This window comes from Pseudanabaena sp. PCC 9330 (assembly GCF_055795045.1).
Window position 1 is genome coordinate 33,677 of sequence record NZ_JAYFES010000099.1, and the last position, 25,622, is coordinate 59,298.

Annotated in this window: 24 protein-coding genes; 14 read left to right on the plus strand and 10 right to left on the minus strand. The window is 50.2% G+C overall.

Features of this window, described 5'->3' with window-relative positions; genetic code table 11:
- Positions 1-58: 58 nt before the first annotated feature.
- From AC0QKW_RS10915 to AC0QKW_RS10925, 3 genes are all read left to right on the plus strand, one after another.
- Positions 59-1,027 (plus strand): flavin-nucleotide-binding protein, encoded by a 969-nt coding sequence (locus tag AC0QKW_RS10915; protein ID WP_473151100.1) that lies wholly within the window; start codon positions 59-61, stop codon positions 1,025-1,027.
- A gap of 129 nt (positions 1,028-1,156) precedes the next feature.
- Positions 1,157-1,834 (plus strand): cupin domain-containing protein, encoded by a 678-nt coding sequence (locus AC0QKW_RS10920; RefSeq protein ID WP_473151101.1) that lies wholly within the window; start codon positions 1,157-1,159, stop codon positions 1,832-1,834.
- A 131-nt stretch (positions 1,835-1,965) separates the two neighbouring features.
- Positions 1,966-2,169 (plus strand): UPF0175 family protein, encoded by a 204-nt coding sequence (locus AC0QKW_RS10925; RefSeq protein WP_473151102.1) that lies wholly within the window; start codon positions 1,966-1,968, stop codon positions 2,167-2,169.
- Positions 2,170-2,284: 115 nt separating this feature from the next.
- On the opposite strand, the gene AC0QKW_RS10930 is transcribed toward AC0QKW_RS10925, so the two are convergent.
- Complete coding sequence (locus AC0QKW_RS10930) at positions 2,285-2,452, minus strand: transposase (protein WP_473151103.1); 168 nt, start codon at positions 2,450-2,452, stop codon at positions 2,285-2,287.
- 174 nt (positions 2,453-2,626) lie between these two features.
- Between AC0QKW_RS10930 and AC0QKW_RS10935 the strand changes: the two genes are divergently transcribed.
- The 3 genes from AC0QKW_RS10935 to AC0QKW_RS10945 all read left to right on the plus strand — a co-directional run bounded on the left by AC0QKW_RS10935 (position 2,627) and on the right by AC0QKW_RS10945 (position 4,556).
- Positions 2,627-2,977, plus strand: coding sequence for a hypothetical protein (locus AC0QKW_RS10935; RefSeq protein WP_473151104.1), 351 nt, complete (start codon positions 2,627-2,629; stop codon positions 2,975-2,977).
- A gap of 215 nt (positions 2,978-3,192) precedes the next feature.
- Positions 3,193-3,978, plus strand: coding sequence for a hypothetical protein (locus AC0QKW_RS10940; protein WP_473151105.1), 786 nt, complete (start codon positions 3,193-3,195; stop codon positions 3,976-3,978).
- A 326-nt stretch (positions 3,979-4,304) separates the two neighbouring features.
- Positions 4,305-4,556 carry a hypothetical protein gene (locus AC0QKW_RS10945; protein ID WP_473151106.1) on the plus strand — a complete coding sequence of 84 codons (252 nt, stop codon included), beginning with the start codon at positions 4,305-4,307 and terminating at the stop codon, positions 4,554-4,556.
- A 24-nt stretch (positions 4,557-4,580) separates the two neighbouring features.
- On the opposite strand, the gene AC0QKW_RS10950 is transcribed toward AC0QKW_RS10945, so the two are convergent.
- Complete coding sequence (locus AC0QKW_RS10950) at positions 4,581-5,015, minus strand: REP-associated tyrosine transposase (RefSeq protein WP_473151107.1); 435 nt, start codon at positions 5,013-5,015, stop codon at positions 4,581-4,583.
- A gap of 67 nt (positions 5,016-5,082) precedes the next feature.
- Between AC0QKW_RS10950 and AC0QKW_RS10955 the strand changes: the two genes are divergently transcribed.
- Both AC0QKW_RS10955 and AC0QKW_RS10960 read left to right on the plus strand, forming a co-directional pair.
- Entirely contained in the window at positions 5,083-5,700 is a 618-nt protein-coding gene (locus AC0QKW_RS10955) for a Uma2 family endonuclease (RefSeq protein WP_473151108.1), read from the plus strand.
- Positions 5,701-5,849: 149 nt separating this feature from the next.
- Positions 5,850-6,341: a TM2 domain-containing protein gene (locus tag AC0QKW_RS10960; protein WP_473151109.1), complete on the plus strand. Its 492-nt coding sequence runs from the start codon at positions 5,850-5,852 to the stop codon at positions 6,339-6,341.
- A 151-nt stretch (positions 6,342-6,492) separates the two neighbouring features.
- Here the strand turns inward: AC0QKW_RS10960 and AC0QKW_RS10965 are convergent, their stop codons facing one another.
- From AC0QKW_RS10965 to hppD, 5 genes are all read right to left on the minus strand, one after another.
- Complete coding sequence (locus AC0QKW_RS10965; protein WP_473151110.1) at positions 6,493-6,672, minus strand: hypothetical protein; 180 nt, start codon at positions 6,670-6,672, stop codon at positions 6,493-6,495.
- A gap of 294 nt (positions 6,673-6,966) precedes the next feature.
- Positions 6,967-7,980, minus strand: coding sequence for a ribose-phosphate pyrophosphokinase (locus tag AC0QKW_RS10970; protein ID WP_473151142.1), 1,014 nt, complete (start codon positions 7,978-7,980; stop codon positions 6,967-6,969).
- 180 nt (positions 7,981-8,160) lie between these two features.
- Positions 8,161-9,450: a flavohemoglobin expression-modulating QEGLA motif protein gene (locus AC0QKW_RS10975; protein WP_473151111.1), complete on the minus strand. Its 1,290-nt coding sequence runs from the start codon at positions 9,448-9,450 to the stop codon at positions 8,161-8,163.
- Between the two features lie 209 nt (positions 9,451-9,659).
- Entirely contained in the window at positions 9,660-10,778 is a 1,119-nt protein-coding gene (tyrA, locus tag AC0QKW_RS10980; protein ID WP_473151112.1) for a bifunctional chorismate mutase/prephenate dehydrogenase, read from the minus strand.
- A gap of 122 nt (positions 10,779-10,900) precedes the next feature.
- Positions 10,901-11,989: a 4-hydroxyphenylpyruvate dioxygenase gene (gene hppD / locus AC0QKW_RS10985; protein WP_473151113.1), complete on the minus strand. Its 1,089-nt coding sequence runs from the start codon at positions 11,987-11,989 to the stop codon at positions 10,901-10,903.
- 916 nt (positions 11,990-12,905) lie between these two features.
- Between hppD and AC0QKW_RS10990 the strand changes: the two genes are divergently transcribed.
- The 5 genes from AC0QKW_RS10990 to AC0QKW_RS11010 all read left to right on the plus strand — a co-directional run bounded on the left by AC0QKW_RS10990 (position 12,906) and on the right by AC0QKW_RS11010 (position 23,397).
- The gene (locus tag AC0QKW_RS10990; RefSeq protein WP_473151114.1) at positions 12,906-16,322 is read left to right on the plus strand and encodes an amino acid adenylation domain-containing protein; all 3,417 of its coding nucleotides are present in this window, start codon (positions 12,906-12,908) and stop codon (positions 16,320-16,322) included.
- Between the two features lie 331 nt (positions 16,323-16,653).
- Positions 16,654-17,637, plus strand: a complete 984-nt coding sequence (locus AC0QKW_RS10995) for a glycosyltransferase family 2 protein (protein WP_473151143.1) — start codon at positions 16,654-16,656, stop codon at positions 17,635-17,637.
- Between the two features lie 399 nt (positions 17,638-18,036).
- The gene (locus AC0QKW_RS11000; protein WP_473151115.1) at positions 18,037-19,056 is read left to right on the plus strand and encodes a glycosyltransferase family 2 protein; all 1,020 of its coding nucleotides are present in this window, start codon (positions 18,037-18,039) and stop codon (positions 19,054-19,056) included.
- Positions 19,057-19,314: 258 nt separating this feature from the next.
- The gene (locus AC0QKW_RS11005; protein ID WP_473151116.1) at positions 19,315-20,517 is read left to right on the plus strand and encodes a polysaccharide biosynthesis/export family protein; all 1,203 of its coding nucleotides are present in this window, start codon (positions 19,315-19,317) and stop codon (positions 20,515-20,517) included.
- Between the two features lie 663 nt (positions 20,518-21,180).
- A complete protein-coding gene (locus AC0QKW_RS11010) occupies positions 21,181-23,397 on the plus strand; it encodes a GumC family protein (RefSeq protein ID WP_473151117.1) in 2,217 nt (738 codons plus the stop codon).
- A gap of 125 nt (positions 23,398-23,522) precedes the next feature.
- Here AC0QKW_RS11010 and AC0QKW_RS11015 read toward each other — a convergent pair whose 3' ends face one another.
- The 3 genes from AC0QKW_RS11015 to AC0QKW_RS11025 all read right to left on the minus strand — a co-directional run bounded on the left by AC0QKW_RS11015 (position 23,523) and on the right by AC0QKW_RS11025 (position 25,116).
- The gene (locus AC0QKW_RS11015; RefSeq protein WP_473151118.1) at positions 23,523-24,164 is read right to left on the minus strand and encodes a DNA-3-methyladenine glycosylase I; all 642 of its coding nucleotides are present in this window, start codon (positions 24,162-24,164) and stop codon (positions 23,523-23,525) included.
- A 2-nt stretch (positions 24,165-24,166) separates the two neighbouring features.
- On the minus strand, positions 24,167-24,832 hold the full coding sequence (locus AC0QKW_RS11020) for a cofactor assembly of complex C subunit B (protein ID WP_473151119.1): 666 nt from the start codon (positions 24,830-24,832) through the stop codon (positions 24,167-24,169).
- A 110-nt stretch (positions 24,833-24,942) separates the two neighbouring features.
- The gene (locus AC0QKW_RS11025) at positions 24,943-25,116 is read right to left on the minus strand and encodes a metallothionein (RefSeq protein ID WP_473151120.1); all 174 of its coding nucleotides are present in this window, start codon (positions 25,114-25,116) and stop codon (positions 24,943-24,945) included.
- 230 nt (positions 25,117-25,346) lie between these two features.
- Here AC0QKW_RS11025 and AC0QKW_RS11030 point away from each other — a divergent pair, with 230 nt between their 5' ends.
- Positions 25,347-25,616: an ArsR/SmtB family transcription factor gene (locus AC0QKW_RS11030; protein ID WP_473151144.1), complete on the plus strand. Its 270-nt coding sequence runs from the start codon at positions 25,347-25,349 to the stop codon at positions 25,614-25,616.
- The last annotated feature ends 6 nt before the right edge of the window (positions 25,617-25,622 follow it).

The window sequence follows — 25,622 nt, forward strand, 5'->3', positions numbered from 1 at the left end:
CACACTGTAGGGGCAAACGGTTGTTTGCCCCTCAGCCCTAATCAGCAGGAGCATACCCATGGCAAATCTTGGCTGGCCCTACGAACAGTCCCCCTTTCACCCTGGAGAACGGGCAATTCAGGCGCGGCTGGGGGTGCAAGAGCAAATCGATCGCCAGGGACGGCGGATCATTCGCGATTATTTGCCCGAGCAGCACCGCCAGTTTTTTGCCCAACTCTCTTACTTGCTGGTGGGTACGGTAGATAGCCAGGGCCAGCCCTGGGCCTCTATTTTGGTGGGGGCACCGGGGTTTATCACCTCCCCCGATGAGCACAATCTGCACATCGCCACACAGCCTCTCTGGGGCGACCCGCTGCACCACAATCTGGTAGCCGGAGCCGACATTGGCCTGCTGGGCATTGAGCTGCACAGCCGCCGCCGCAACCGCCTAAATGGCACCCTAGCGGCCAGCCATCCCCAAGGATTAACGGTGGCGGTGGGCCAGAGCTTTGGCAACTGCCCCCAGTACATTCAGGCGCGGCGGTTTGACTGGCGCGCCTTTGACCCGGCAGCACCTAAGCCGGTACATTCCCTAACGACCCTAGGGGCATGCGAAAGCGCGATCATTGCCGCTGCAGATACCTTCTTCATTGCTACGGCCTACCAGGCTGAGTCAGCGGTCAGCGGAGTGGATGTGTCGCACCGGGGCGGCAAACCGGGCTTTGTGCGAATTGACGATGCCAACACGCTCACCATTCCCGATTTTTCAGGCAACTTATACTTCAACACCTTTGGCAATCTAGAACTCAACCCTCGCGCTGGACTGATCTTCATCGATTTTGACCGGGGCGATTTGCTCTACCTCACCGGCACCGCCGAAGTTATTTGGGATGATCCCGCAATTTTGGCTTACGCAGGAGCCGAGCGTCTGCTGCGTTTCTCGCTCAACCAGGGCTACCGGGTTGCAGGCAGCCTGCCCCTCACCGGGTCAGCCCCAGAGTTTTCGCCGTTTTTAGCTGACACCGGTCCCTGGCAAAATCCTGAATAATGGAATAGGGAAAGCCCCATTGAGGGCAAACCTGATTAAAGGAAAATACATTTCAGGGCAAACACCGTTTCAGGGCGAACACCGTTCGCCCCTACCCATCCACCCATCTCCCCATTCACCCCACCCCCTATGCAACTCCACGCCGATTTCACCCAGCGCGTCGTTCTCACCACCCCCGCTCTGCCCTGGGTAGACTCGCCCATGCCCGGTGTTCACCGCCGCCTGCTCGATCGCGTCGGTGACGAAGTGGCCCGCGCTACCTCTCTGGTGCGCTATGCCCCCGGCAGTGCCTTTTCGCCCCATACCCACGGCGGCGGTGAAGAATTCTTTGTGCTCGAAGGGGTGTTTTCTGACGAACACGGCGACTATCCGGCGGGCACCTACGTGCGCAACCCGGTCGGTTCGACCCATACGCCATCGAGCCAGCCGGGCTGCACTATCTTGGTCAAGCTGTGGCAAATGCACCCCGACGACCAGACTCGGGTAGTGGTCGATACAACCACCGCACCCTGGCACCCCGGCCTAGTGGAAGGCTTGCAGGTAATGCCGCTGCACGCCTACGGCACCGAGAATGTTGCTCTAGTGAAGTGGGCACCAAACACCCAGTTTCAGCCCCACACCCACTGGGGTGGCGAAGAGATCTTTGTGTTAGAAGGCGTGTTTTCCGATGAGCACGGCGACTACCCGGCGGGCACCTGGCTGCGCAGCCCCCACGGCAGCCGCCACAATCCGTTTAGCCGCGAGGGCTGCACGATCTATGTAAAAACGGGGCATTTGGTCGGGGCCGAAGCGCTCAGCCCCGCTTGAAGAATTAAGGTAATGCGTCGATCGCTTTTGGCTGCTTCTTTAGGGTTCAATCCCTTATCTTAGATCTAAGGTTATAGTCAGGCTATGCAATGAGCGTCATTATTTCAGATAAAGTTTTGTAATCGCTTCAAATGACGGAAGCAGAATTGCAGCAGGAAATTACCGTTCTGTTCTTTCAGCAAGAGCGCTTTACGCTAGGGCAGGCAAGCCGATTTGCGGGTATGAATCAGCTTGCTTTTCAACACTTGCTTGCTGATCGCAAAATTCCGCTCCACTATGGCATTACTGAACTGTATGAGGATGTGAAAAGCCTGGAAGAAAACAACTGGCAATGATTGTTGTCAGCGACACTTCGCCCCTCACCAACCTAGCTGCGATCGCCCCAGCGATCGCCCTGTTTGGCGTCAAGTAGGGTGGGCACCGCCCACCACGCCATCAATTCACCCACCATCACCCTCTTCCCCTCAAACTCAAGGGTATTTCAGCTTTAACGGCGATCGCAGCCCGGCGCAGGCGTTTTACGTTGTCGGGTTCTGCAAAGATGGGTCTGCGATTGAAGGTGACCAGGGTGAGAAAGATTGCTCCGCCAGGAGTGTAGGCGCGTCGATAATTGGACATCTGGGGGTAGGTGCAAATACTCTAAGACAGTGTTCCCGATGGGTTGGTGATGGCTGAGTGGAAAGGTGGGCAGTGCCCACCCTACGGTGCTATAAGAGTACTAGCTAACATAGACAACTTTCAAACCTGCTCAATCTAGTATTAACAGAAAAAATATAGTCAGGATACTAAAAAATGACAACTCCAACCTCAGACGATCAGACAACTCGCTTGAAAGCCATAGTTGAAAGTTTTCTGGAGCGACCCGAAATCTCCTCGTACAGTGAAGCCAGGAAGTTAATAGAAGAGATATACTATCAATCGAAGAAAGAAGCACAAAACATTTCTTCTGGGTCTTGGCATTCCGAAGAGATCGCTGGCGAAGAACATAGTGCCAATAAGACAAAAGTCATGCAAGAACTCAAATATTTTCTGGCAAAGCCTAGTTCTAACGAAAGAGCTAACTTTCTTTTAAAACAGCTACATCTTTTTGTAAATAAAATAATAAACTATCAACGCATCCAATCAAAACCAATAGAATTCTAGGGGATATATGCCTCAACTGTTGAGTGATATAAGCACTATTTATTCTGATCACGAGGTGATAAAAACAAGCAAAGTCTGATAGCGTGCTGGCGTAGATGTGACTTTAGGGTATTGATATAGCAATCCTTTGTGAATCATGAAAATTCGTAGTTCAGCGTCTCGCCTGCACGAGCAAAATGCCCGTCCTACCTTTATAAATTAATTCGAATTGCTATATGGCTCGAAAGTTATACCTGAAAGATCATTTAATTGTACCCTTTGGAAGACCAAAATGGGAAATCGAAAATATTAGAATTTCGAAAGTGACTCCTAACGGAACATATTTAGAAGGCAAGATTCCCTTCGCTTATATTGACAAGAATGCAGGCAAGGCTTTGCAAATTGCCGATTTTTGGGATGTTGTGCCGGACAATTTCGTAGGCTCGTTTAAAAGAGTTAGTCCGCATTTCGACAGAAGTGAATACGATTTTGATGATATTTCTAATAATGCAGCTAGAGAATTTGGCCACAGATTTCAGATAATTTATACTTACCTAAAAACCCGTTGCGAATTAGGCTCTAATTACGAAAGTAAATTTTTAGATATATATTTCGACTATTGGTCTGACAAAGCTTGGGAGCATGGCCCCTCTGTTTTTTCATTGCAGGAACAATTGCGTCCTTTACTTCCTTTGCCACAAGCGCATCTTTATATAGATGATATTCTAGTGTGTAAAACACATATGCAAAAGGTAGACTTTGCTTTTTGGACTGGGCAAAGAATGATTGCAATCGAAATTGACTCAGATAATAAGTTGTTGCCCGATGTAATTCGTAGAGATAGGCGTTATCGTGATTCTGGCATTGAGGTCATACACATATTAAACAGCGAAATAGAGAAATTTATGACATCAATCATGAACATTCTGCCCCAGGAGCTAAATAGTCCAAATTTTTTACAAACACTGCCTAGCAGATCCCCATATATTAGCGGGTTTGATGATGATTCCGATTACATTTGATGTGTCACTATAGACGGATCAGCGTAGCCTTAATTCACATTAATTTGGCTTAATTTAAACTTAAATGCTAAAGCTCCTCGAGAAGAGAAGATACGAAGCTTTTATTTTTACTCAGGGTTATACTCTTGTTCAATAATACTTCGAGCAATCAATCTCTAAATCCAAGGAAACCTATCTAGAACAACTTATAGATATTTATTTTTCTTGAAAAAACCAAAACTGAACTTCACAAAATAATTCTTTAGCCAAAGTTTCAATAATGCAGTAATATTGAACTATATAGGCGGGCGCGTTCTATTATTTTTCTGCAGGGGGGATGAATAAAGATGAGCGAAATTCAAGAACAGATCGAGGCAGCTGCTCAAGAACTTGCCTATACATATAACAGGATGAAATATGGGCTTGGGAGTACAGAACGTCATTCTGGAAGGGAATTTACGAATATTCTGCTTAAATCAGAAAAACATTTCCAAGAACCTTATCGAACTCAAATGAGAGAGCGGTTCCAGGTGTTAGTTGGCTTAAGTGGGGACAGAGGTCGTGCAGATGACAAGTTTCTTCGCGACTTTCCGGGCTAACTAAGGCACTGCCCGCCACCCCATTTACTCACCCACCACCAACCCCTCCCCCTCAAACTCAACCGCTGCCTCCTTCCCTCCGCACCGGCATCCCCAATCCCCTCCATAAAACCCATCCCCAACAAACCGCCGAAAACTCGAAAACTCCCACTGATGGGGGCACTCCACCAACCCATGCTTCACCGGGTTGTAGTGCAAATAATTGATGTGCCCCACCCAATTACCCTCATCGCGAATGGTGTGCTCCCAAAATCGTCGTTGCCATACGTCGCTTTCCCGTTGCCGTTGGCGAGACATACAAACATCTTGCGGTAGCGCACAACTTCCCTTCAGCGATCGCGTAAACAACACCTTTAGCCGTCCGACCCGCTTTGAGTAATCATCATCGTCCTGGGGCAAAGACCACACAAAATGAATGTGGTCGGGCAGCAAAACGGCGGCGGTAACCTCGAAGGGCATGAACGGAAATTAAACATAGCGGTGAAGGTAAGCTAAGATCTGCGCTTACTGCATAAGCCATATCCCTATGGTCACTGTTCCTCTCCCCGATGCTCAGTTAATGACCTTTGCTGAGTTCATTGACTGGAAACCCGACAACCGCCGGTACGAACTTCACCACGGCACCCCGATTGAAATGCAACCCACTGGCGACCACGAGGAGATTATTTCCTTCTTAAACTCGGTGTTTGTGCTAGAAGTGCATCGGCTACAGCAGCCCTTTATGCTGCCCAAGCAAGCCCTCGTCAAACTGCCCGGTGAAGATACCGCCTACCTGCCCGATGTCTTGCTGCTCAACCGCGACGCCCTACCCCAGGAATCCCTTTGGAAAAAGGCTTCAACCGTCACGCTAGGCGCTTCAGTACCGCTGGTTATAGAAGTCGTGAGCACCAACTGGCGCGATGACTACGGCAAAAAGCTGGTTGACTACGAAAGCCTAGGCATTGCCGAATATTGGATTGTCGATTACCTGGGTCTGGGCGGTCGCCGCTACATTGGCAACCCCAAGCGACCTACCCTGTCCATCTATCGCCTGGTCGAAGATGAGTACCAGGTCAGCCAGTTTCGCGGCAATGAACCCATTCACTCTGAGCTGTTCCCAGACCTAGTGCTAACGGCTGAGGCCATCTTTCAGGCTGGCCAGTAGAGCTGCCCTACAACTCAATCACGGTATTACGGGTCGGTTACAGGGACAGCAATCCCAAAAATCGGCTGACTATAATGGGCTCTAGGTGGCGGCTGTGCGCCGATCTCAGGTTTGCGGCCCCCGACCATTAGCCTCTTCAGAGACACACCATGGCACGAGCAAAAACTGGAACAGCCTACTTGCTCTGGGCGCTAGGGATTTTTGGTGTCTGCGGGTTGCATCGGTTTTATGCCGGGCAGATTGTGTGGGGTATCGTCTACCTATGTACCTTTGGATTGTTTGGCATCGGCCAACTCATCGATCTGGTGCTGGTACCCGGCATGGTCAAAGACCGCAACGATCAACTGCGGCGCAAGTACCTGGCCGAGTGGAGCGAGGATGGCCTGGCGATGCCGGTGCCCATAGACCAAAAGTTGGTCACGGCCCAGGCGGTTGCCCAACCCCAAGCAGACCCGATGCAACTGCTGCTAAAGGCAGCCCACGCCAACGGGGGCAAGCTCTCTAAGGCCCAGGTGGCCATGCACACGGGGCTAAGCCCAGAGCGGGTAGAGGCCCTAATTCAGGCTGCTCTGCACAGCGGCTATGCCGATGTCACCAACGATCCAGATTCTGGAGCAGTGCGCTACGTGTTTGATGTATAGCGAAGGCAATGGGTCAAAGACCGGCACAGAGGTGTCAACGGGCATTTTCCATCCCCAATCTTACTGAGCCTTCAACCAGGCGAGGCACTTCTGCATCTGCTAGACGGTGGGCTTTGTCAGCATGGTGGCGGCGATCGCGGCCAGACAGCCCCTACTCAAAGTAGGTGGCCAGTTCCTCCATTGATTTAACCTGCTCAGGCCTCGAGTGCCAGCAGTGGCAGCAAAAGGCGTAGAGCTGGTGCAACCCACAAACCAGGCCAGATGATCGGGCACGGTTGTCGTACAGCAGCACTGTATAGCCTTGGGTGTACTCCAGCACCAGAATGACCATCAGCTCGGACGCTAGCTCAACCGAGTCATACCGAATCCGAATTCCATACCCCCGATTCCTAGCCGGTTAACCTGTAGGGGCGAACCGCTGTTCGCCCTGCTAAATCGGGGGTAAACGAGCAGGATTTAGTATCAGTACCTTAGAGCGGCATCTCAATGGCGGCTGTATTACGACCAATGTCGTTGGCGCATTCTCTACGCCAACAGACAAACTGCTGATAGAACTGCTGGTAATCAGCCACCTCATCCTAGTAGGTGAGGTAGCGCACACCGCCCAAGGCCTCGAGCCGCTTGACTAGCGGAACATACTGCTGACAGAACTCTCTTCGTGGATACGCCAGATCGCCTCGCCCAACAGGTTGGCCATCGACAGCACCGTCAGTTGCTCAAACTGACGAGCCGCCGTCATGGGAATGGTGTTGGTAACAATCACCTCCTCAAACAGCCCGGCAGACAGACGCTCTACCGCCGGGGGCGAGAACACCGCATGGGTGGCACAGGCATAGACTTGGCGGGCTCCCTCTTTTTTGAGCAGGCGAGCTCCCTCGCAGATGGTGCCCGCCGTGTCGATCATGTCATCGACTAGCACGGCAGTTTTGCCCCGCACATCGCCCACTACATTCATTACCTCGGCCACGTTGTGAGCCTGGCGGCGCTTGTCGATGATGGCCAGGGGCGCATCGTTAAGCTTTTTAGCAAAGGCGCGGGCGCGGGCTACTCCACCCACGTCAGGAGAAACCACCACCAAATCTTCGAGATTTTTGCTAGAGATGTAGTCGATCAGCACCGGGGTGCCGTAGACATGGTCGCAGGGAATGTCAAAATAGCCCTGAATCTGGGCTGAGTGCAGGTCGATGGCCAACACCCGGCTGGCTCCGGCTTTGGTCATCAAGTTAGCCACCAGTTTAGCGGTAATTGACTCGCGTCCGGCGGTTTTGCGATCGGCCCGGGCATAGCCATAGTAAGGAATAACAGCAGTAATCTGCCGCGCCGAGGCTCGGCGGCAGGCATCGATCATGATCAGTAGCTCCATCAGGTGATCATTCACCGGATAGCAGGTGGGCTGAATTAAATAGACATCACAGCCCCGAATTGACTCTTGGATCTGAATGTAGACCTCGCCGTCAGCAAAGCGCTTGCGCACCATAGGGCCAAGATCTAAACCCAGGTACCGCGCGACTTCTCGCGCCAGATCGACGTTGGCCGACCCCGAAAATAGCTTGAGGCGATTGTTTTCTCCGAAATGAGTCAGCGACGGAGTTTGAATCGGCAACGTTGCAGAACGGATCACAGCAAGCCCCTTGAGCATGTTCACCTAGGAAATCCTAGCACTCCAACCAGAAAAGCTTTTGAGCATTTATCCTTAAAAACTTTATCTAGAGATAGAAAGAAAACATGAAGGAAGCCGTGCATCCCCGATCTCAGCCGTTCTCGCCGGGGGCGATCAGCGTCAGGGGCCAACCGAGGTCAGGGGCTGGTCGGCGATCGGCTAATGGGTTGTCATGTCAAGGATAGGGGTGTTTTCGAGCAGCTTTTTAGCGGCAGCAAGGGCCCGATCTGACTCAATTTGGTTCATAAATGTCGAGTAGGTTAGCAGCGCCAGCAAATATCGAGGATCGCTCACCCAGGGGGGCACAAATCTGGGTGGCTGACACAGCCCCGCCGCTGTCAGTTCGGCCAGGGCAGGCAGGTCGTAGATATCGAGCTTGCCGCAAAACAGCAGCCGTAGGCAGTCGGCCCGCCCGGCACTAAACATAGCGCGAATGGCGGTGCTGACCTGCAGCAGCCCGTAGAGGTAGACCACATCTTTAGTGAAGGGAGCCCCACCAGTCAGCACCCCACCGCGAAAGACTCGACGGGTGCTCTCAAAAGCCTGATCAGGGCTATCGGTGCGCTCTAGAAAATATTGGTAGACCTGCAAAAAATCGGCCCCCTCCACCGCCATTTGAATGGCAAAAACGCGATTGGCCAAGCGCTGAAACCGATTGAGCTCGATAGTGCCACTGACGATTTCGGCGAAGACAGCCAGCCCCTCCTGGGTGCGGGTGGTGCCAGGGTGCCCCGCCCCCAGAATGGGCAGGCGAGCCTGGGCCTGGCCGTTGAGGGAGGTGGCGACATGGATGTGGGCTTCGTGGTGCAGCAGCTGGGCAGCATCGCGATCGGTAAAGCGGGCGTCTCGGCGCAGGCGAATGCGGCTTGCCGAGGCTAGGGCGTTGGCTGAGAGGGTATCAACCACCTCGATCGCAGGGGCAGCCGCTCCAAAATGCTGCTGGACGGCGATCGCAATCTCCCCAGCCACAACCTCAGCGCTGTGAAACTCCGGCGGCGAGATGTCGAGCTTGATGTGGTCGAGCTGCTGAATGGTGGACTGAATCTGCCGGGCCAGATCTAGCGGCGTTTCGGTGTCAAACCGCATCGGCGAGGTGGGTTCACCATAAGCCTGGCGGGAGTACTCAAAAAAAACAGGGGTGCTAACACCAGCCAGCATCCTAGCGCCGGTCTCTAAGGCACTGGCCTGCCGTTCTAGCCAGCCGTCGATCGCTGAGCCAGCAAAGATATTACGCCGCGCCGTGTAGACCAGGTCGAGCACCGGCTTAGGGTCAAAGGTCGGGTACTCCACTTGGGGCAGCTCTGTGGCACCCCGAGCAAAGAAGTTGGCTTTTACTTCGTCATTCCAGCCAATGACCTTGAGAATTTTGATGGGTTTTGCCGCCTGGTACAGGCATTGGGCAACGGTGGTAATGCGCTCTTGTTCTGCGGTGTCGAAGGTAGCAACCATTGGGTAGCCAGGGGCAATAGAGATAGTATCAGTCTATCGGTACGGGTAGGCCGATACTATCCCAGGATGAAAATCTACCGCACCACATGGTTTAGGTAATCCCAAATCCTATCTGCATGCCCCCAATACCGCGTAGGTGCGGCGACAAGATATCAGTGGGCTAGGTATAGATGACGATCCAAAAGTGGATTGCTAGCGGTGCAACTACTCTAAGCCGCTGCGTTTAGAGCACTCTTGGCCTCGGCTTCTTCCACATGGGTGGCGGCCAGCAGCGCGCTGAGATTGTTGAGCAGATAGTTGCTCTGGCTGAGCGATCGCACTGCCCCTGCGGCAAATGTCTGGCGAGTGTTCTCAAACTCGGCAATCAAACCATCACGATCGCGCTGTTTGACCAGCTCTGCCAGTTGGGCAAAGGTGTCGACTAGCTGTTCGATCGCCTCACACCGATCTGGCGACGCCAGCAAAATATCGACGTAGAGGCCAGCATCCTGGGCCACTAAGCGGCTAATGGTCGTCATCTCCATGCGGTAGAGCGGGCTAGCAAACTCAAAGCTGCGTTCAATATCAATGCCTGCTTTGGCAAAAAACGTGCCCAAGCTAAAGTTTGAAAAAAAGCGAATCGCCTGAACCGCCACCATCATGGCATCGTGCTCGTCAGCAGAGCACGAAATCAGCGTGCCGCCATCTATCTCAATAAGATCGAGTAGCCACTGGCAGCGGGGCTGATAGCGACCTGGACAAACCACAAATTTTTGCCCTAAAAACGACGCTCCCCCCGGTCCAAACATGGGGTGCAAACCCACAACCGGCCCCGCGTGGGCCGCCAGCATCGCCGCCATGATCTCGGTTTTAGTGCTGGCAATATCAGCCAACACCGTCTGGGCAGAAAGATAAGGCCCTACTCGTTGAATTACCGGCACCATGTACTTCAAGGGCACCGCCACAATCACCAGATCAGCCTGACCCAACAGCCCATCGGCTCTATCCCAATCGTCGTGCTCTAGAATGCTGACCCGGTGCCCCAGAGCAGTCAGTCGCTCCACAAAGATCGCCCCCATGGCCCCCCGGCCCCCCACCACCGTAATGCGGCGGACTCTGTGAGCAGATTGGGTGACCGGAGCCGGAGCCTGGGCGAGGGCCGCCATACAGTGCACCAGCACAGACTGCCAAGCCAGTTCCGGTAAATTAGCCTCCTTTAATAAGGGCTGAACCATCGCCAGCTGGCTGTCAAGGGTAGGCGTTTCTCCACTGCCTAAGAGAGCAATCCGCCGACGTAGCAGGTGAATAATCTCTTGATCCAGAGACTGAAGCGCATTTAGTTTAGCCATTATTAACCCTCCCGTGGACTAAAAAGTTGCAGGCGAATAACCTGGACGATCGCCCTTCGTCTTTGGACTTGACCGACCCTCCCCGATGGTGGCTCAGTCAAATTACTCACCAGGGCTGAGCCCTAAAGATTTCCGCGTAGGGCCTGCTCGCGCTCTAAGGCAATAAACAGGTGCTTAAAGTTACCTGCGCCAAACCCCCGTGATCCATGTCGCTCAATAATTTCAAAAAACAGAGTGGGGCGATCGCCCACGGGCTTCGTAAACAGCTGTAACAAATAGCCGTCCTCATCGCGATCGATGAGAATTCCCAACTCAGCCAGCTGCTCAACCGGCACATCAATTTCGTGAATCCAGCTGTCTAGATACTCATAGTAGGTCTTTGGAATCGGCAAAAACTCAACGCCAGCCCGCTTCAGACAGGTCACCGTCTTCACGATATCGGTGGTGGCTAGGCCAATATGCTGAATGCCAGGCCCGTAGTGGGCATCTAGATATTCATCAATTTGCGATCGCCGCAGGCCGTCCGCTGGTTCATTGATGTTAAAAATCACCTTACTGCCGCTCTGCATCACCTTAGACATCAGTGCAGAGTATTCGGTTGAGATCGTTTGATCATCAAAATGCATCCGCAGATCAAAGCCCAAGGCATTCTTAAAGAACTGGCTCCAGATGTCCATGGCGCCACGCTCCACATTGCCTACCACATGGTCAACCTGGCTCAGCCCAAACCCTTCTCCAGGGCTTTGGGCACGGGGCACGAAACCCGGAGCAAAATTGCCATCATAGCTGCTGCGATCGACAAACTTGATCAAGACATCGCCCAGAGAGCGAATAGCCGCATAGCGAAACTCTCCATAGTCATCGGTTTGCTGAGTAGGCGGAATGGCCCCTACCGCCCCGTGCTGCACAGCGTAATGGTAAGCCGCTGCCGCATCGGGCACCGCCATTGCCACCACCGCGATGGTGTCTCCGTGCCTAGCGACACTCTGCGCAATCGGATGCTCCGCCACCATAGCCGAACTGACTACAAACCGAATCTCTCCCTGCTCTAATACATAGGAGGTAGTCTTCCGTTCAGCGGTTTCTAATCCACGGTAGGCTGTTTGAGTGAACCCAAAGCAGGTGGTGTAGAAGTAAGCGGCCTGTTTGGCATTTCCCACAAAAAATTCTAAGTGGTCAATCGCTAAAATTGGACAAACGCGACTTAACATAGCTTCTCCAGAACTGAGCTGAGTCAAACTAAAAATATAAAAACGTATGCTAAGTAAAAACACTTAGCTCAAGTCGAGCCTCCCGAACAACCGCTCTGATGCATCAGTACATCTAACGAACTTAACCGAAGGTAGCCGCAGCAGCTAGCAGGCGGCAAGCCTCAACATGGAGTTTTCATCAAATATCAGCTCTTTATGAAAAAACTCCTTCCGCAGGGTTCCTGACAAAGATTCCATTAACCTACGGAAAAATAGTAGAGACAGGTTAGCGCTATGAGCTAACCTTAGATGTCAAGTTTTTAACAGAACAAGTAAGAACAGTTTTACTACAGCGATCCGACGCAATTGTCGAAGCATAAAGACTCCGGAAAGCCTTGTCTTCCCACGATATCTATTTCATAAATCAATATAGACTTGCCATGCAGCCTTTTCACATAGGCAAATTATTGGTAGCCTAGAAAACTTTTTTGAGCCTCATGATGAATGACCTAAATAGCCAAAACAGCGGCTGATATCTATCGCCCTCGTTTGCATGTCCAATAAATCTCAAGATCGTCGTCTCAGCAAGAATCCTTTGTTTTACAGGGGTCTCAGGCGTTTCCTACACCACTAAGAAGCAGATCTAGATTCCTAATCTAGAAATTGCTATATGTTGGTCGGCACGCCATACCGAGATATTTTCACAGTGGTTTAGCAAGGCAGCCATGGCACCCCCCGATTTTCAGCCCCTGTGAGCTAGCGCGCTGCCGTTATGCCGCCCACCATCAACAAGATTGAGGAGCTTGAAATCGTGAGTCTTGAACTTTCTTCAACACCATCTGATAGGCAAAGTTATGTAGTCAGTAAATCTCAGCAGGGGCCAAGCCTGCCGCCACAGCCCCCTCTCAACGCCACAGTCCCTCTCAACGCTACAGTCATGACCGATGAACGGGTAAATCTGCCACTTCCCTACGATTTTCCGCGCCGCCCCCAGGCCACCCGGCAGTATCAGACCGTCACGGTTGAGTTTTCCCCGCTTCTACTGGGGTTGGTTGAGCAACACGCCTCCTCTGGGTGGCCAACTCCCGATAGCCTACTGTTGTCCGCCTTTGCTGCATTGCTTTATCGCTATACGCAGGAGGATTTGATCACCGTCGACTGCACCCTCCTCAACCAGCAGCAGGTCGCCACTTCCAAAACAACAGTCTCTGCGGCCCTCCTGATGGAAGATGCTCCATCCACTCGCGGTCTCATTGATCAGGCCGCAGCTCTGCTCACCAGCGCTAGCCATGGATCGTTAGCAGTACCAACAGCTCTTTGCTCATCGGTGGCCTTTACCTATCTCGATCATGCGATCGCCCCAGACGCCCCCGACCTAGCTGAGTCTGAGATGACTGCATCTAAGTCATGGGGCCTCACACCCCCTCCCCGCTCACTAGCGCAACCCTATGCCGACCTTCATCTGCTAGTGTGCCAGGATGGTCAGCACCTCCAGGGTTGCTTGGAGTACGATCCAAATCTGTTTCGGGCAAGCACCATTGAGCGCATGGCTGGTCACCTAAATCAAGTCATTGCAAACTGCATAGGGGATCTCGACATGCCAATTACGGCCTTACCCTTACTGACCCAAGCAGAAGAGCAACAGTTTAAAGAACAATGGGGCAGCCAACCAGCTAGTTACCCTCGACAACCCATTTTCCACGCTATTGAGCGTCACGCCCTTGAGCATCCTAACCAGGTAGCCATTCGGTTCCAAGACCAGCACTTAAGCTACGGAGACCTAAATCAGCAGGCCAACCAACTTGCCCATTACCTTACCCAAATAGGTATTAAGCCTGGGGTTAACGTAGCCTCGTGTCTAGAGCCGTCTCTGCAAGTACTAGTCGGTATTTTAGCCATTTTTAAAGTTGGCGGGGTTTACATTCCCCTAGACCCTAGCCACCCTGCTGAGCGGTTAGCCGTCATGCTAGACGATACCCGGCCACCCCTAGTGCTGACCCAGTCGCACTTGACCTCGGTACTACCGCCAGTGAACGGGAACATTGTTTGCCTAGATACTGACTGGCCCATCATTGCTCAGCAGCCAGACCACAACCCCAGCTGTCCCATCGATATTGACCAAACGGCTTACATCATCTATACCTCAGGCACTACGGGCAAACCCAAAGGAGTAATGACCAGCCACGCCAATTTAATCAACTACATCTGGGCTGCCCAAGAAAGATATCGGTTTACTGCCGAAGATATCATGCCGGCTATGGCCCGATTTACGTTTAGTATCACCATGTTTGAGCTGTGGTCGCCCCTGGTGGCTGGCGGCACGCTGTTGCTGCTCAATCGCGACCACATTCTCGATATCAATCGCATGGTGGCCACCCTGCAGCAAGCCACAGTTGTGCATATGTCACCCAGCTTGTTGAGAAAGCTCATCGGCCACATTGAAAGCACCGGTATCGACTTTCAGAGCTTTAGCCAGCTCAAGCATATTTCCTCAGGAGGAGATTTTGTCTCTGCTGATCTACTAGAAGCGATGAAGCGGGTTTTTTCTACCGCCGAGGTCTATGTGATCTACGGCTGTAGCGAAATTAGCTGCATGGGATGCACCTACCCTGCCCCGCGCGATCAGACCCTGACTAAAAGCAAGGTAGGCAAGCCTTTTAGCAATGTTACCGTCTATCTTTTAGATCCTAATCGGCGGCGAGTATCCGTGGGGGTAGTGGGGGAGATTCACTTTGGTGGGGCTGGGGTCACTCAAGGCTATCTCAACCAGCCCATCTTGACCCAAAGCAAATTTATTACCGTCGAAGGGCAGCGGCTCTACTGTACGGGCGACCTGGGTCGCTTTGATGCCGAGGGTAACCTGGAGATTTTGGGGCGCTCTGACTATCAAATTAAGCTCAGGGGCATTCGCATTGAGCCTAGTGATATTGAGGCAACCCTGCGCCAGGCTCCTGGCATTCGCGAGAGCGTGGTGGTCGCCCGAGAGCTGCCTGGCAAGCAGGAAAAAAGCTTGGTAGCTTACATTGTTAAAGATCAATCCTCAACCCAAGACCTGTTAGATACACGTCGCTTCTTACAGACAAAGCTACCCGACTACATGGTGCCCAGCGCCTTTGTGGTCTTAGACGCACTACCGGTTAACATCAACCAAAAAGTTGACCGTAAAGCCCTACCGGCCCCCACCCAGCAAGATCTAGTCGGCTTTAAGCCCTTTGTGGCTCCTCGCAACGACTGTGAAGCAAAACTGGCAGATATTTGGCAAACAGTCTTGGCTATGCAGCCCATTGGGGTTGAAGACAACTTTTTCGACATTGGCGGTGACTCTCTACAGTCTGTGGAGCTGATGGTGGCTATTGATGCAGCCTTTGGCAAAGCGCTGCCCCTTAGCACTCTGCTTACAGAGCCCACCATTGCTCAGCTAGCTGACATACTCCAAAACAACAAAACCTCTGATCTACATAAGTCGGTAGTGCCCCTTAAACGGGGTGGTTCAAAGCCGCCTATTTTCTTTATCCATGACGGTGAGGGGGAAACACTCTTATACCGCACTCTGGCGCTCTTGCTCGATGCTGAGCATCCAATTTACGGCATTCAGCCCCACAGTCAAGACTATTTTCCTATTTTGCACACGCGCCTCGATGATATTGTGGCCTACTATACAGAGCAGATTCGCACGGTTCAGCCTGAAGGTCCTTACTTACTCAGCGGACTTTGTATTGGCGGCTTTATTGCTTTTGAGATAGCACGGAACCTGCGTCGCCAGGGGCAAACGGTCAAAATGATCGCGCTGCTAGATGCCGCTGTGGTTAATTTGCCGGTGCGCCCAGGCCGAATTACCAGCCAGCGCCTCGACAGATTGTCAAAAGCCCTAGGGGGCGACTCGCAAATCAACGCTCTAGCCCGTTCAGCCCGACTAGTTAAAATCCTTAGTAAGAAGGCAACAAATCTAATCGCCTATGAAATGACCAGCAGAGCTGCCGTTCTTCAGGCACGGGCGAAGATGCTGCTCTTCCGCTATTGCCTCGATCGGGGGCTGCCATTACCCAAGTTTCTACGCCACATCTCTGTAACGACAGCCCTTCGATTCGCAGAAAAAGAGTATGTTCCCGATGTGCCCTACTCAGGAGAAGTGCTGTTGTTTTTGGCTACTCAGCGTAGCAACGCCTTTGACGGTACTGAAATTGACGATACTCCCTACCGGGAGATCTACAGTGATCCCCTGCTGGGTTGGCAAAGGCTGGCCCAAACGGTCACCCTACACGAAATGCCAGGAGGGCACTCCAGTATGCTTCAAAGCCCGAATGTGAACGTGCTGGCCAAGACCATACAGACCCACCTAGACACTATACTTTAGGGAACTATGGGTGAAAGTACTATTTTTTAGGAGGAGATAAATCTATCCAACTGGACTGCTAAAGTGAGCTGTCCTTTAGAGTGGCTTCTGTCAAAGGGTTCTAGGCAACGAGAAATCAAGGATTATACTTTTAGAGACGGGTGCTGGTCGGCAGGGTTGCCGAAGAGTTTTAGAGTTTGCCGATTAGGAAAGTTCACCAAAATATGATGCTTTGATGGACTTCCTCAAACAACCTCCTTGACTAAGCGTTTTGTTCTATAACGTTGATAGTTAGATGGGGTTGTGGCTTTTCGATGGCATCTCAACAACTCGGTGTCTAGGAGAGATTATCGTGCATAGGGTAGGATTGGTTGCCATTGGGCGAAACGAAGGCGAACGTCTGCGGCAGTGCTTAACTTCGGCGATCGCCCAAGTATCTCATGTTGTATATGTCGATTCAGGATCTACGGATCACAGTCTTGATATTGCCCAGTCCTTGGGTATCAAAGTTATAAGCCTTGACTTGTCTATTCCATTCACCGCAGCACGTGCCCGTAACGCAGGATTCAACCAGCTGATAAAGTCAGTGCCTGACTTAGACTATGTCCAGTTCATTGATGGAGACTGCGAGCTAGTGCAAGGTTGGATTGAGCAAGCACTGAGAATACTGGACGAACAACCTTTTGTTGCAGTTATTTGTGGTCGTCGCCGAGAGCGACATCCTGATGCATCCATTTATAATAGGCTGTGTGATTTAGAGTGGAACACTCCAATCGGTGAAGCGAAAGCCTGTGGAGGGGATGCGCTTATACGAGTAGCAGCATTTGATCAGGTTAAGGGATTTAATCCCACCCTAATTGCAGGCGAAGAGCCCGAGCTCTGCGTCCGACTTCGCCAAAAGGATTGGAAGATTTTTCGTATCGATGCTGACATGACACTTCATGATGCTCAAATGCACAGTATTAGTCAGTGGTGGAGACGCTTTCAGAGAGCAGGGTATGCCTATGCAGAAGGAGCTTGGCTGCACGGCCAGCCACCAGAAAGACACTGGGTAAAGGAAAGCCGCAGGATTTGGGTATGGGGCTTGGCTATACCAATTGTTTCCCTATCTCTTATATTTCAGACCCAAGGACTAAGCTTACTGTTACTTAGTCTATATCCACTATCTATATATAAAACCTACCAACATGGGCTACAGCGCGGATTTCATGCAGGAGATGCTGCTATGTATGCAGTTTCCTGTGTCTTGGGCAAGTTTCCAGGCTTACAGGGCCAGGTTATATTTCATTGGAACCGCTTAAGAGGAGGCAGGAAGCAACTTATAGAATATAAATGATGAAAGTTATTCAATCTGAGTTGGATAACTTAGATATTTACTACCTCCTCTGGAGGATTAAATGATCGGTTCAAGGCTCCACATTCTGCATCTCCTGACATATAGCATCTGAAGTTCTAACTTGCAGATTTTTCTGGCTAAAAACTCTTGCTTTACTTGACTGCAAGCAAGCCTTGACCTAGAAAAATGCGTAATTGCCTATTTGCCTCTTCCACAGAATTTCAAAGTGAAAATCTATTTTTACCCCAAAATACTAGCAGACTCTAATTTACTTTTAGCAGCCAGAAAATTCTCTTCTGCTTGAGCAAGTGAGGAAGACCTAATGTCCCTAGAAGTATTAGGTTATTGACTAATTGCCAACATCTTTAGAGCAATTTTTCGGATTTTTAGCGAGGTCTCATGATCAGTAAGCATTTGCCTGGCCAAAGTGAGTTAAGGGATACTGAGTCAGCGTTCCTTCCTGCCGTATTTGTAGTGATTCTCAATTACCAAACTCCCGACTTGACTATTGACTGTCTACATTCCTTGGTAAACGAAGTTAAAGATTTGCCTAATATTCAAGTTGTAGTGACAGATAATAACTCTGGCGACGAGTCAAACGAGAAAATTTCGGGGGCGATCGCTAAAGAAGGTTGGGAATGGGTGACGTTCATGCCCTTAGAACGGAATGGTGGATTCGCCTACGGTAATAATTTTCCGATTCGGCAGGCACTAGAGACTGGAAAACTGCCGCCTTACGTGTTGCTACTCAATCCCGATACAGTAGTTCGTCCTGGTGCAATTCGAGCGCTACTAGAGTTTATGGAGAACAATCCCGAAGTTGGAATCGCCGGTAGCCGCCTAGAAGATCCAGACGGAACTCCTCACCGGACGGCTTTTCGCTTTCATACAGTCTGGAGTGAATTAGAGAGTGGAATGCGTCTAGGCTTACTTTCTAAAATGCTCTCAAGATGGGTTGTTGCTCCTCCTATCTCAGAGACTGCTTGCCCCACTGACTGGGTTGCAGGAGCAAGCATGATTATCCGAAAGGAGGTAATCGAACAAGTAGGTCTAATGGACGAAGACTACTTTATGTATTATGAGGAGATGGATTTTTGCCTCCAAGCTAACAAAGCAGGATGGCCTTGCTGGTACGTTCCTGAAAGTCATGTTGTGCATTTAATTGGACAGAGTTCTGGCGTTACCAATACAAAGTATCCGCTTAAGCGTCGTCCTAAGTATGTTTTTGATTCTCGGCATCATTATTTCTTGAAGAATCATGGCTGGGCTTATTTGACAATTGCAGATATGGCATGGGCTATAGGCTTTACAACTTGGCGATTGCGGCGGGTCATACAACGCAAACCGGATCAGGATCCTCCATTCCTATTGCGAGATTTTCTGCGCAATAGCTTTATATTCCGAGGCTTAGGGGTGTAATTTGGGGCTAAAGCACTTAGACAAGTTTCTAGACTCCTCTGTACTAGGTTACTGCATTAACTTTGATTCAAGTGCACAGCTATTTGGGAACATTTATACTGGCAGCGATGTCAATTGCTGTTATCTTGGATAGTGTTCTCTCAGGATGCACAGCGGCATGCCATTTAAGGTTTAACGGGTTAAGATTGGACAATCTTGGAACTGGTGGGCTTAGATTCTATTTGTATTTTTAACTGAAGGTTTAGGGATTTAAGGGTTATGAAATTTTGCAATTTAAATTTGGGTCTCCAGAAAAAATCAGTCCCTCACAAAGAGCGCAGTTTGATATTTTCTTCTAGAGTAGTTCTTTCAATAGTTCTATCTTCTGCCTTTCTCCCTTTGGCGGCTCGCGCTCAGGAGCCTGTAAGACTAGATATCCAGAGAACTGATGAAACCCCAGCGGAGATACAGAATGAACCTTACCCTTACAGTGAAGACGCTTACAGACTAGGTCGAAGTGATGAACTTAGAATTAGGCTGTTCGGAGTCGATCCAGCATTTTTCGATGAGGAAAGATATATTGTTCCTGTAGATGGTCGGTTGAATTTGCCTTGGGTAGGTGAGGTAAGTGTTGAAGGTTTAACTGTGAGAGAGGCTGAAACACAGATCGAGGCTAGTTATGCGCCTTTTATTAAAAATCCCGATATCACTGTTACTTTAGTTAGTCCTCGTTCTTTGCGCGTCGTTGTTGCAGGAGAAATACAACGCCCTGGTTCCTATACCCTGACCCCCCGTGAGCAAGGTATCGGGGGTGGACTAACCGAAGTGGGAGGAAATCCTAATGACTGGCCTACCGTTATTACAGCGATTCAGGCGGCTGGTGGACTACAGCAGCAAGCAGATCTTAGAAACGTTCAGCTGCGTCGTCTTGAACAGAATGGATCTACGCGAAATTTGAGTGTGAATTTGTGGTCGCTATTACAAGGAGAAAATGCACCTCAGGATTTTACTCTACGTGATGGCGACACTATTTTTGTTCCAATAGCTGCGGCTCTTGACCCTTCTGAAGCACAGAGAATTGCGATAGCTAACTTCTCTCCGGACAGCATCGCTATAAATATTGCTGGAGAAGTTAGGGCTCCTGGCCTGGTTGATATTAGACCCAACTCGTCTCTTAATCAGGCCATCTTAGCAGCAGGCGGCTTTGATAATCCTAGAGCAAAATCTGGATCAGCTAATCTCATTCGTTTAAATCCGGATGGCACAGTCGTAAACCGTATTATCCAGGTTGATTACTCGGAACCTTTAAATGAAGAGAATAACCCAGCGCTTCGCGAAGGCGATATTGTTTTAATCTCCACTGGCAACTTAGCACGAACCTCTGATTTTCTAGGCCTACTTGGAGGTGCTATCGATGCAGTCATAAATCCAATTTTTCAGGTTCTAGGAATTTTTGACTTTTTTAATGATAACAATAATTAAGATAGTCGCAAACATGCTGGAAGTCCTGTGTTTTCATCAGCCGACGCATTTCCCCTCTAGAGAGAATCTTAATTTCTTTTGCCTCTGTTAATAGATAAAATGACAATTCTCACGCGTTTGATTGATTGATTGATTGATTGATTGTTGTTGCCTAAGTGATATGACCCTTAGCAGGCTTCTGCCCTATCACCTGTGCTCTTCATGGCAATATGTTTTTTTGGTCTGACCCAGTAGCTTTTTCGCCACACACTGCTTTTTTATAGCTTGCCTATCGACTGGCGTACCCGCCTAAAGTGCATACATTAATAAGATTGTCTAAAGTTATCTTGAGAATTTGGCAGAGAATTTCAACTCTAGTGGGTGTGAATGTAAGATATATGGAGGATTTAATAATCTTGACGGGAGTTGTTCAGATAAATTAGTCTAAGGCTATAAGCCATTCTACTGCTTAGGAGGCTTTAGCTGTTAAGATAGCCACGACGTCCGACCTTGCAATGCGGTTTCAAGTAAGATTATTTAGCATTCAGACACAAAGTCCTCTTTTCATGTCTGACGTTGGTCGGCTTGGTTCTTCAAGATTCTAGATAACTACGTATATTTATTGTTTGTATTCATAGTAGTCAAGAGGGCGGGATGGAAGTAGTTCAAAGGTCTCATGAGTCGATGTCTGACTCCACATCTGCTCAATTGCAATCAACCCCACTAGAAACCTCAGCTAGCGACATCAGCGAGCAACAGGGTATCAATTTTCGTCCCTTGTTACGCAGTGTTCGCCGCAATGCTTTGCTAGTGCTTGGCGCTACTGCATTGACAACGGGGTTAGCCTATTGGGTCAGCGTTGCTGCAGCACCAGTCTATCAAAGTAACTTCAGGCTGTTAGTCGAGCCTATTACTCCTGAGAGAAGACTTTTAGATCCTGGAGCTGTTGCTCGGGGAGAAGATCAAGCAAGGCAGCAGAATATTTCTCTGGTAGACTATCCGACTCAGTTAGTTATTCTCCAAAGCTCAGGTCTACTGTCTGAGGTTGTAGAGCAGGTACAGGCAAGTTTTCCTGATTTCCGAGAGAGTGATCTGAGAGCAGGTTTAACTGTAGAAAGATGTTGCTCTGGCGATGGTGTTGGAGGGACAGGTAGGCAGGAGACTAGAATTCTTGAAGTAATCTATGCAGACTCTGATCCTCAGCGAGCAGATCTTGTTTTAGATGTGATTTCAGATCGGTTTCTTCGGTATAGCCTTGAAGAGCGCAAAAGCAGCATTAGTGAAGGAGTTAGATTTATTGATGAACAGCTTCCTTCATTAGAAAGTCGAGTTTCTTTATTGCAGTCTCAAATTCAGTCGCTTCAAGAGCAGTATCTGCTGACTGATCCCCAAGCTCAGGGTAATCAACTTTCTACTCAACTGGCAGATCTTTCGAGTCAAAAATTGCAAACGGACTCTTTACTCCGAGAGCAAGCCACTCTCTATCAAAACTTGCAGGCACAATTAGGACTTGATCCAAACCAGGCTCTTGCCTCTTCTACCCTAAGCGAAGATCCTGGTTATCAGAATCTTCTGAGACAAAGAGAAGAAGTTGAAAGTCAGATTGCTGTTGAATCTGCTTTCTACAATGAAGCTAGCCCTGTAATACAAAATTTGCGTGGCCAGCAAGAAGAATTGTCTTCTCTACAAGAAAAGCGAGCACGGGAAGTATTAGGTCCTGCATTCAGTGAATTAAATAGCTCCCAGATGTTAGCCTATCAAAACACTATTCGCACTGACCTAATTCAGCAAATGGTCGATTCAGCGAACCAAATCCAAGTACTTCAGGCTCGTTCTAATGCCCTTGCACAAGCTGGCAGTTCGGTAAGCCAAAGCGTGCAACAGTTTCCAGCCATTGCACGACGATATGCTGATTTGCAGCGAGAGTTATTGCTGGCTACTCAGACTCTAGATCGCCTATTAGCCCAGAGAGAAACCCTTCAAGTTGAGGCTGCTCAAAATGAATTTCCTTGGGATTTGATTTCTAAGTCTCAGGTTCCTAGAGATGTAGATGGGAATCCAGTACCTGAGGAGGGTAAACTTCCTCGAAATATGGCTTTGGGTCTGTTAGCAGGGCTAATGGCAGGAGTTGCTGGAGCCATTTTGACCGATAGGAGCAAAAATACGTTTCTTGGCCTGACAGACCTTGAGGAAGGTACATCTTTACCTATTTTGGCTGCCATTCCTTATTGTGAAGATGCCGTGCGCTTACAGCAAGCTTCAAGCGCTGTACTTCTTGACAAGTCAGACAGGAAAGATGGCGCTAATTTCTACTCATTTCTTCAAGCTTTCAACTCTGCTTACACGAAGATTCGGCTTTCACCTTCGGCAGATTTAATCCAGTCTATCGTAGTCGCTTCAGCTTGTCCTCAGGATGGGAAGTCTACCTTAGTTTTGAATCTCGCTAAGGCGGCGCTCTTGGCTAATCAGCGTGTTTTGCTAGTGGATGCAAATCTCCAATCTCCTCAACTCCATGAAATGCTTTCTTTGAATAATTCGAAAGGGTTAAGTGAGGTTTTACTCAGCGAGATATCTGTTGAGGATGCGATTGAACCTGTCCCCAACACAGAGAATCTCTTTGCCATAACGGCAGGTCAGTCTTCATCGCAATCGAGCAAGTTGTTAGCATCTAATCAGATGAAGCAACTCGTCCAAAGGTTGCATGATTCATTTGACCTGGTGATCTATGATACGCCTAGTTATCAAGAATCCTCAGATGCTACCTTCTTAACGTCTTATGCATCTAGCTCCTTAATAGTCGTAGGAATTCAAAAGACTGATAAAGTAGCTGCCAACGAAATGATCCAGGAGTTTAGAGAGTTTAACCTACCTTGTCTTGGAATCATTGCTAACTATGTATGATTTTCTAGAGGTAGATAAGTAAGTCTGATTAATTGTAAGGTAGAGAGCCTGGAGGCTGTACCCTCATTGGGCAGCTGATTGCGACCTCTATGACCGCCGGCATCTTTGCACCCAATCCTACCTACTTACTCAACTTCTGCTTGCTTTTTCTGGTAGTCGTTAGTTGGTTGTGCATCTACGAGCAAAGTGACTGGCCGATGACGAAAGCAGTCGGTTGTGTGGTCGTTGACTATTCCTGCGGCCTGCATGTAGGCATAGCAAATGGTGGTGCCTACAAATTTAAAACCCCGCTGCTTGAGGTCTTTGCCCATGACGTCAGAGACAGTGGTGCGGGTGGGTACATCAGCCAGAGTGGGCCAAGCATTTTGTACGGTTTCGCCATTCACAAATTGCCAGATGTAGCGATCGAAGCTGCCAAAGGCCGCTTGCACCTGGAGAAATGCCTGGGCATTGAGGGTGGCGGCTTCAACTTTACGTCGATTGCGCACAATGCCAGCATTTTGCAGTAGCTCCTGCTGTTTGGCCTGGTCATAGAGAGCGACTATCTCAGGGTCAAAGCCGTCAAAGGCGGCCCGAAAATTTTCGCGCTTGCGCAAAATGGTCAGCCAGCTCAGCCCCGACTGAAAACCGTCGAGAATGATAAACTCAAAATGTTTGCGATCGTCGTGAACGGGTACGCCCCATTCTTGGTCGTGGTAGACCACTTCTAGGGGGTCGTCGTGCACCCAGCCACAGCGAGTCAGGGCGTCCGTAGGGGTGATAGGCAAGATCATCCTGCGCTTGGGACCTCGAGGGCTAACTCGTCTAAGGAATATCCTAGTTTATCGGCGAGGCCTGTCACCCAGGCTTCGTCTTGGCGCGTGTAGCTGCGGGGGGCATTGGCAGCGAGAATTAGTGCCCCTTGCTGACCCATGGGTTGACAGATTACACCCTGGGTATTTTCGGGCAGGTAGTCAAACTCTACCCGGCCTGGATAGATCTTGAGGTTGACCAGGTATACTGCTTTGCCTGTCTCAAGCACACGCTTCAAAATCGGACCGGGGGTGACCTCCGCCTTGGGAGCCAAAGTGCCTCGCCGCAGCAGGGTTTTACCCTGACGATAGATCACTACAGAGCGAGTGACGGTGTTGGTCAGCAGCAGGTGGGAGGCCCAGGCCAACTCGGTCTTGAGTGCAGCGGAGAGGGAGTCATCTATCTCAAGGCCCTCTTCACCAATCAGGGTGACGGATTCAGGCAACGTAGGCTGCACCCGCTGCCATAGCAGGCCGGTCAAAATCAGCACAGCGCTGAGAATCACACCCATGACATCCGATCGCGCCTGGGGCTCAGTCAGCGCCGGGGTCAGTACTCGATTGACCAGCAGTAGGACGCCCCCTAGCACTCCTGCCACCAAGGGCAACAGCCGCAGCACCCGATTTGGGTCGTTTTGCGCCATGTTGTTCAAACTCTCCCAGGGCTGTGATCTGTTTTGATTTTAGGGGAGTCAGCGGCAGCAGCGAAGTAGAGACGCTACAAATTCTTGCGCCCTAGCATTTGCGCGCTATTTTAGGGGTTATGGCAGCCACAACCACTGTGGCCACAGCCGGTAGAGCCTTCGGGATGGCCGTCGGCACAGGCGTTGCTACAGAAGTACTGGCCGTCTTTTGCGATCGCCTGACTAGTATCGACGATGCACAGACAGGAGGCGCAGGCACATTTCATTTGGGTAACGGTAGTCATGGCAGGGTTCCTCATAGACAGGGTGGACTAAACTAATGCTCAAATGCTTGAACAATCGTTCATAAACTCATAATGACATATGAACAGCTGTTCATGGGTTTTGGGGCGGCTGTTGTTGAGAGATGTTGTCTATGGCTGGCGATCGCGACCTCGCCCACTTACCCACCTGTGGTCATCATGGGGATGACTCTCCCATAGCCGAAATTCTGAGCGTCGAAAAGGCTCAGCGCATGGCAGAATTCTTTGGCGTTTTGGGTGACTCTAATCGCTGGCGCATTCTCTCGGCCCTAGCCTTGGGTGAAAAGCGGGTGGGGGAACTGGCGGCGGTCGTCGCCATGAGTGAGTCAGCAGTGTCACACCAACTCCGCATTTTGCGGGCCACTCGCCTGGTCAGCTACCGCAAACAGGGCCGCAATGTACTCTATTGCCTTAAAGATAATCACGTGTTCAACCTCTACCGCGAGGCGTCAGAGCATTTAGATGAGCCAGAGGATGAGTGAGGTGGG

Coding starts and splice junctions, on each gene's coding strand:
- AC0QKW_RS10915 (WP_473151100.1), top strand. CDS start 59: ATGGCAAATCTTGGCTGGCCCTACGAACAGTCCCCCTTTCACCCTGGA.
- AC0QKW_RS10920 (WP_473151101.1), top strand. CDS start 1,157: ATGCAACTCCACGCCGATTTCACCCAGCGCGTCGTTCTCACCACCCCC.
- AC0QKW_RS10925 (WP_473151102.1), top strand. CDS start 1,966: ATGACGGAAGCAGAATTGCAGCAGGAAATTACCGTTCTGTTCTTTCAG.
- AC0QKW_RS10930 (WP_473151103.1), bottom strand. CDS start 2,452: ATGTCCAATTATCGACGCGCCTACACTCCTGGCGGAGCAATCTTTCTC.
- AC0QKW_RS10935 (WP_473151104.1), top strand. CDS start 2,627: ATGACAACTCCAACCTCAGACGATCAGACAACTCGCTTGAAAGCCATA.
- AC0QKW_RS10940 (WP_473151105.1), top strand. CDS start 3,193: ATGGCTCGAAAGTTATACCTGAAAGATCATTTAATTGTACCCTTTGGA.
- AC0QKW_RS10945 (WP_473151106.1), top strand. CDS start 4,305: ATGAGCGAAATTCAAGAACAGATCGAGGCAGCTGCTCAAGAACTTGCC.
- AC0QKW_RS10950 (WP_473151107.1), bottom strand. CDS start 5,015: ATGCCCTTCGAGGTTACCGCCGCCGTTTTGCTGCCCGACCACATTCAT.
- AC0QKW_RS10955 (WP_473151108.1), top strand. CDS start 5,083: ATGGTCACTGTTCCTCTCCCCGATGCTCAGTTAATGACCTTTGCTGAG.
- AC0QKW_RS10960 (WP_473151109.1), top strand. CDS start 5,850: ATGGCACGAGCAAAAACTGGAACAGCCTACTTGCTCTGGGCGCTAGGG.
- AC0QKW_RS10965 (WP_473151110.1), bottom strand. CDS start 6,672: ATGGTCATTCTGGTGCTGGAGTACACCCAAGGCTATACAGTGCTGCTG.
- AC0QKW_RS10970 (WP_473151142.1), bottom strand. CDS start 7,980: ATGCTCAAGGGGCTTGCTGTGATCCGTTCTGCAACGTTGCCGATTCAA.
- AC0QKW_RS10975 (WP_473151111.1), bottom strand. CDS start 9,450: ATGGTTGCTACCTTCGACACCGCAGAACAAGAGCGCATTACCACCGTT.
- tyrA (WP_473151112.1), bottom strand. CDS start 10,778: ATGGCTAAACTAAATGCGCTTCAGTCTCTGGATCAAGAGATTATTCAC.
- hppD (WP_473151113.1), bottom strand. CDS start 11,989: ATGTTAAGTCGCGTTTGTCCAATTTTAGCGATTGACCACTTAGAATTT.
- AC0QKW_RS10990 (WP_473151114.1), top strand. CDS start 12,906: ATGACCGATGAACGGGTAAATCTGCCACTTCCCTACGATTTTCCGCGC.
- AC0QKW_RS11000 (WP_473151115.1), top strand. CDS start 18,037: ATGATCAGTAAGCATTTGCCTGGCCAAAGTGAGTTAAGGGATACTGAG.
- AC0QKW_RS11005 (WP_473151116.1), top strand. CDS start 19,315: ATGAAATTTTGCAATTTAAATTTGGGTCTCCAGAAAAAATCAGTCCCT.
- AC0QKW_RS11010 (WP_473151117.1), top strand. CDS start 21,181: ATGTCTGACTCCACATCTGCTCAATTGCAATCAACCCCACTAGAAACC.
- AC0QKW_RS11020 (WP_473151119.1), bottom strand. CDS start 24,832: ATGGCGCAAAACGACCCAAATCGGGTGCTGCGGCTGTTGCCCTTGGTG.
- AC0QKW_RS11025 (WP_473151120.1), bottom strand. CDS start 25,116: ATGACTACCGTTACCCAAATGAAATGTGCCTGCGCCTCCTGTCTGTGC.
- AC0QKW_RS11030 (WP_473151144.1), top strand. CDS start 25,347: ATGGCAGAATTCTTTGGCGTTTTGGGTGACTCTAATCGCTGGCGCATT.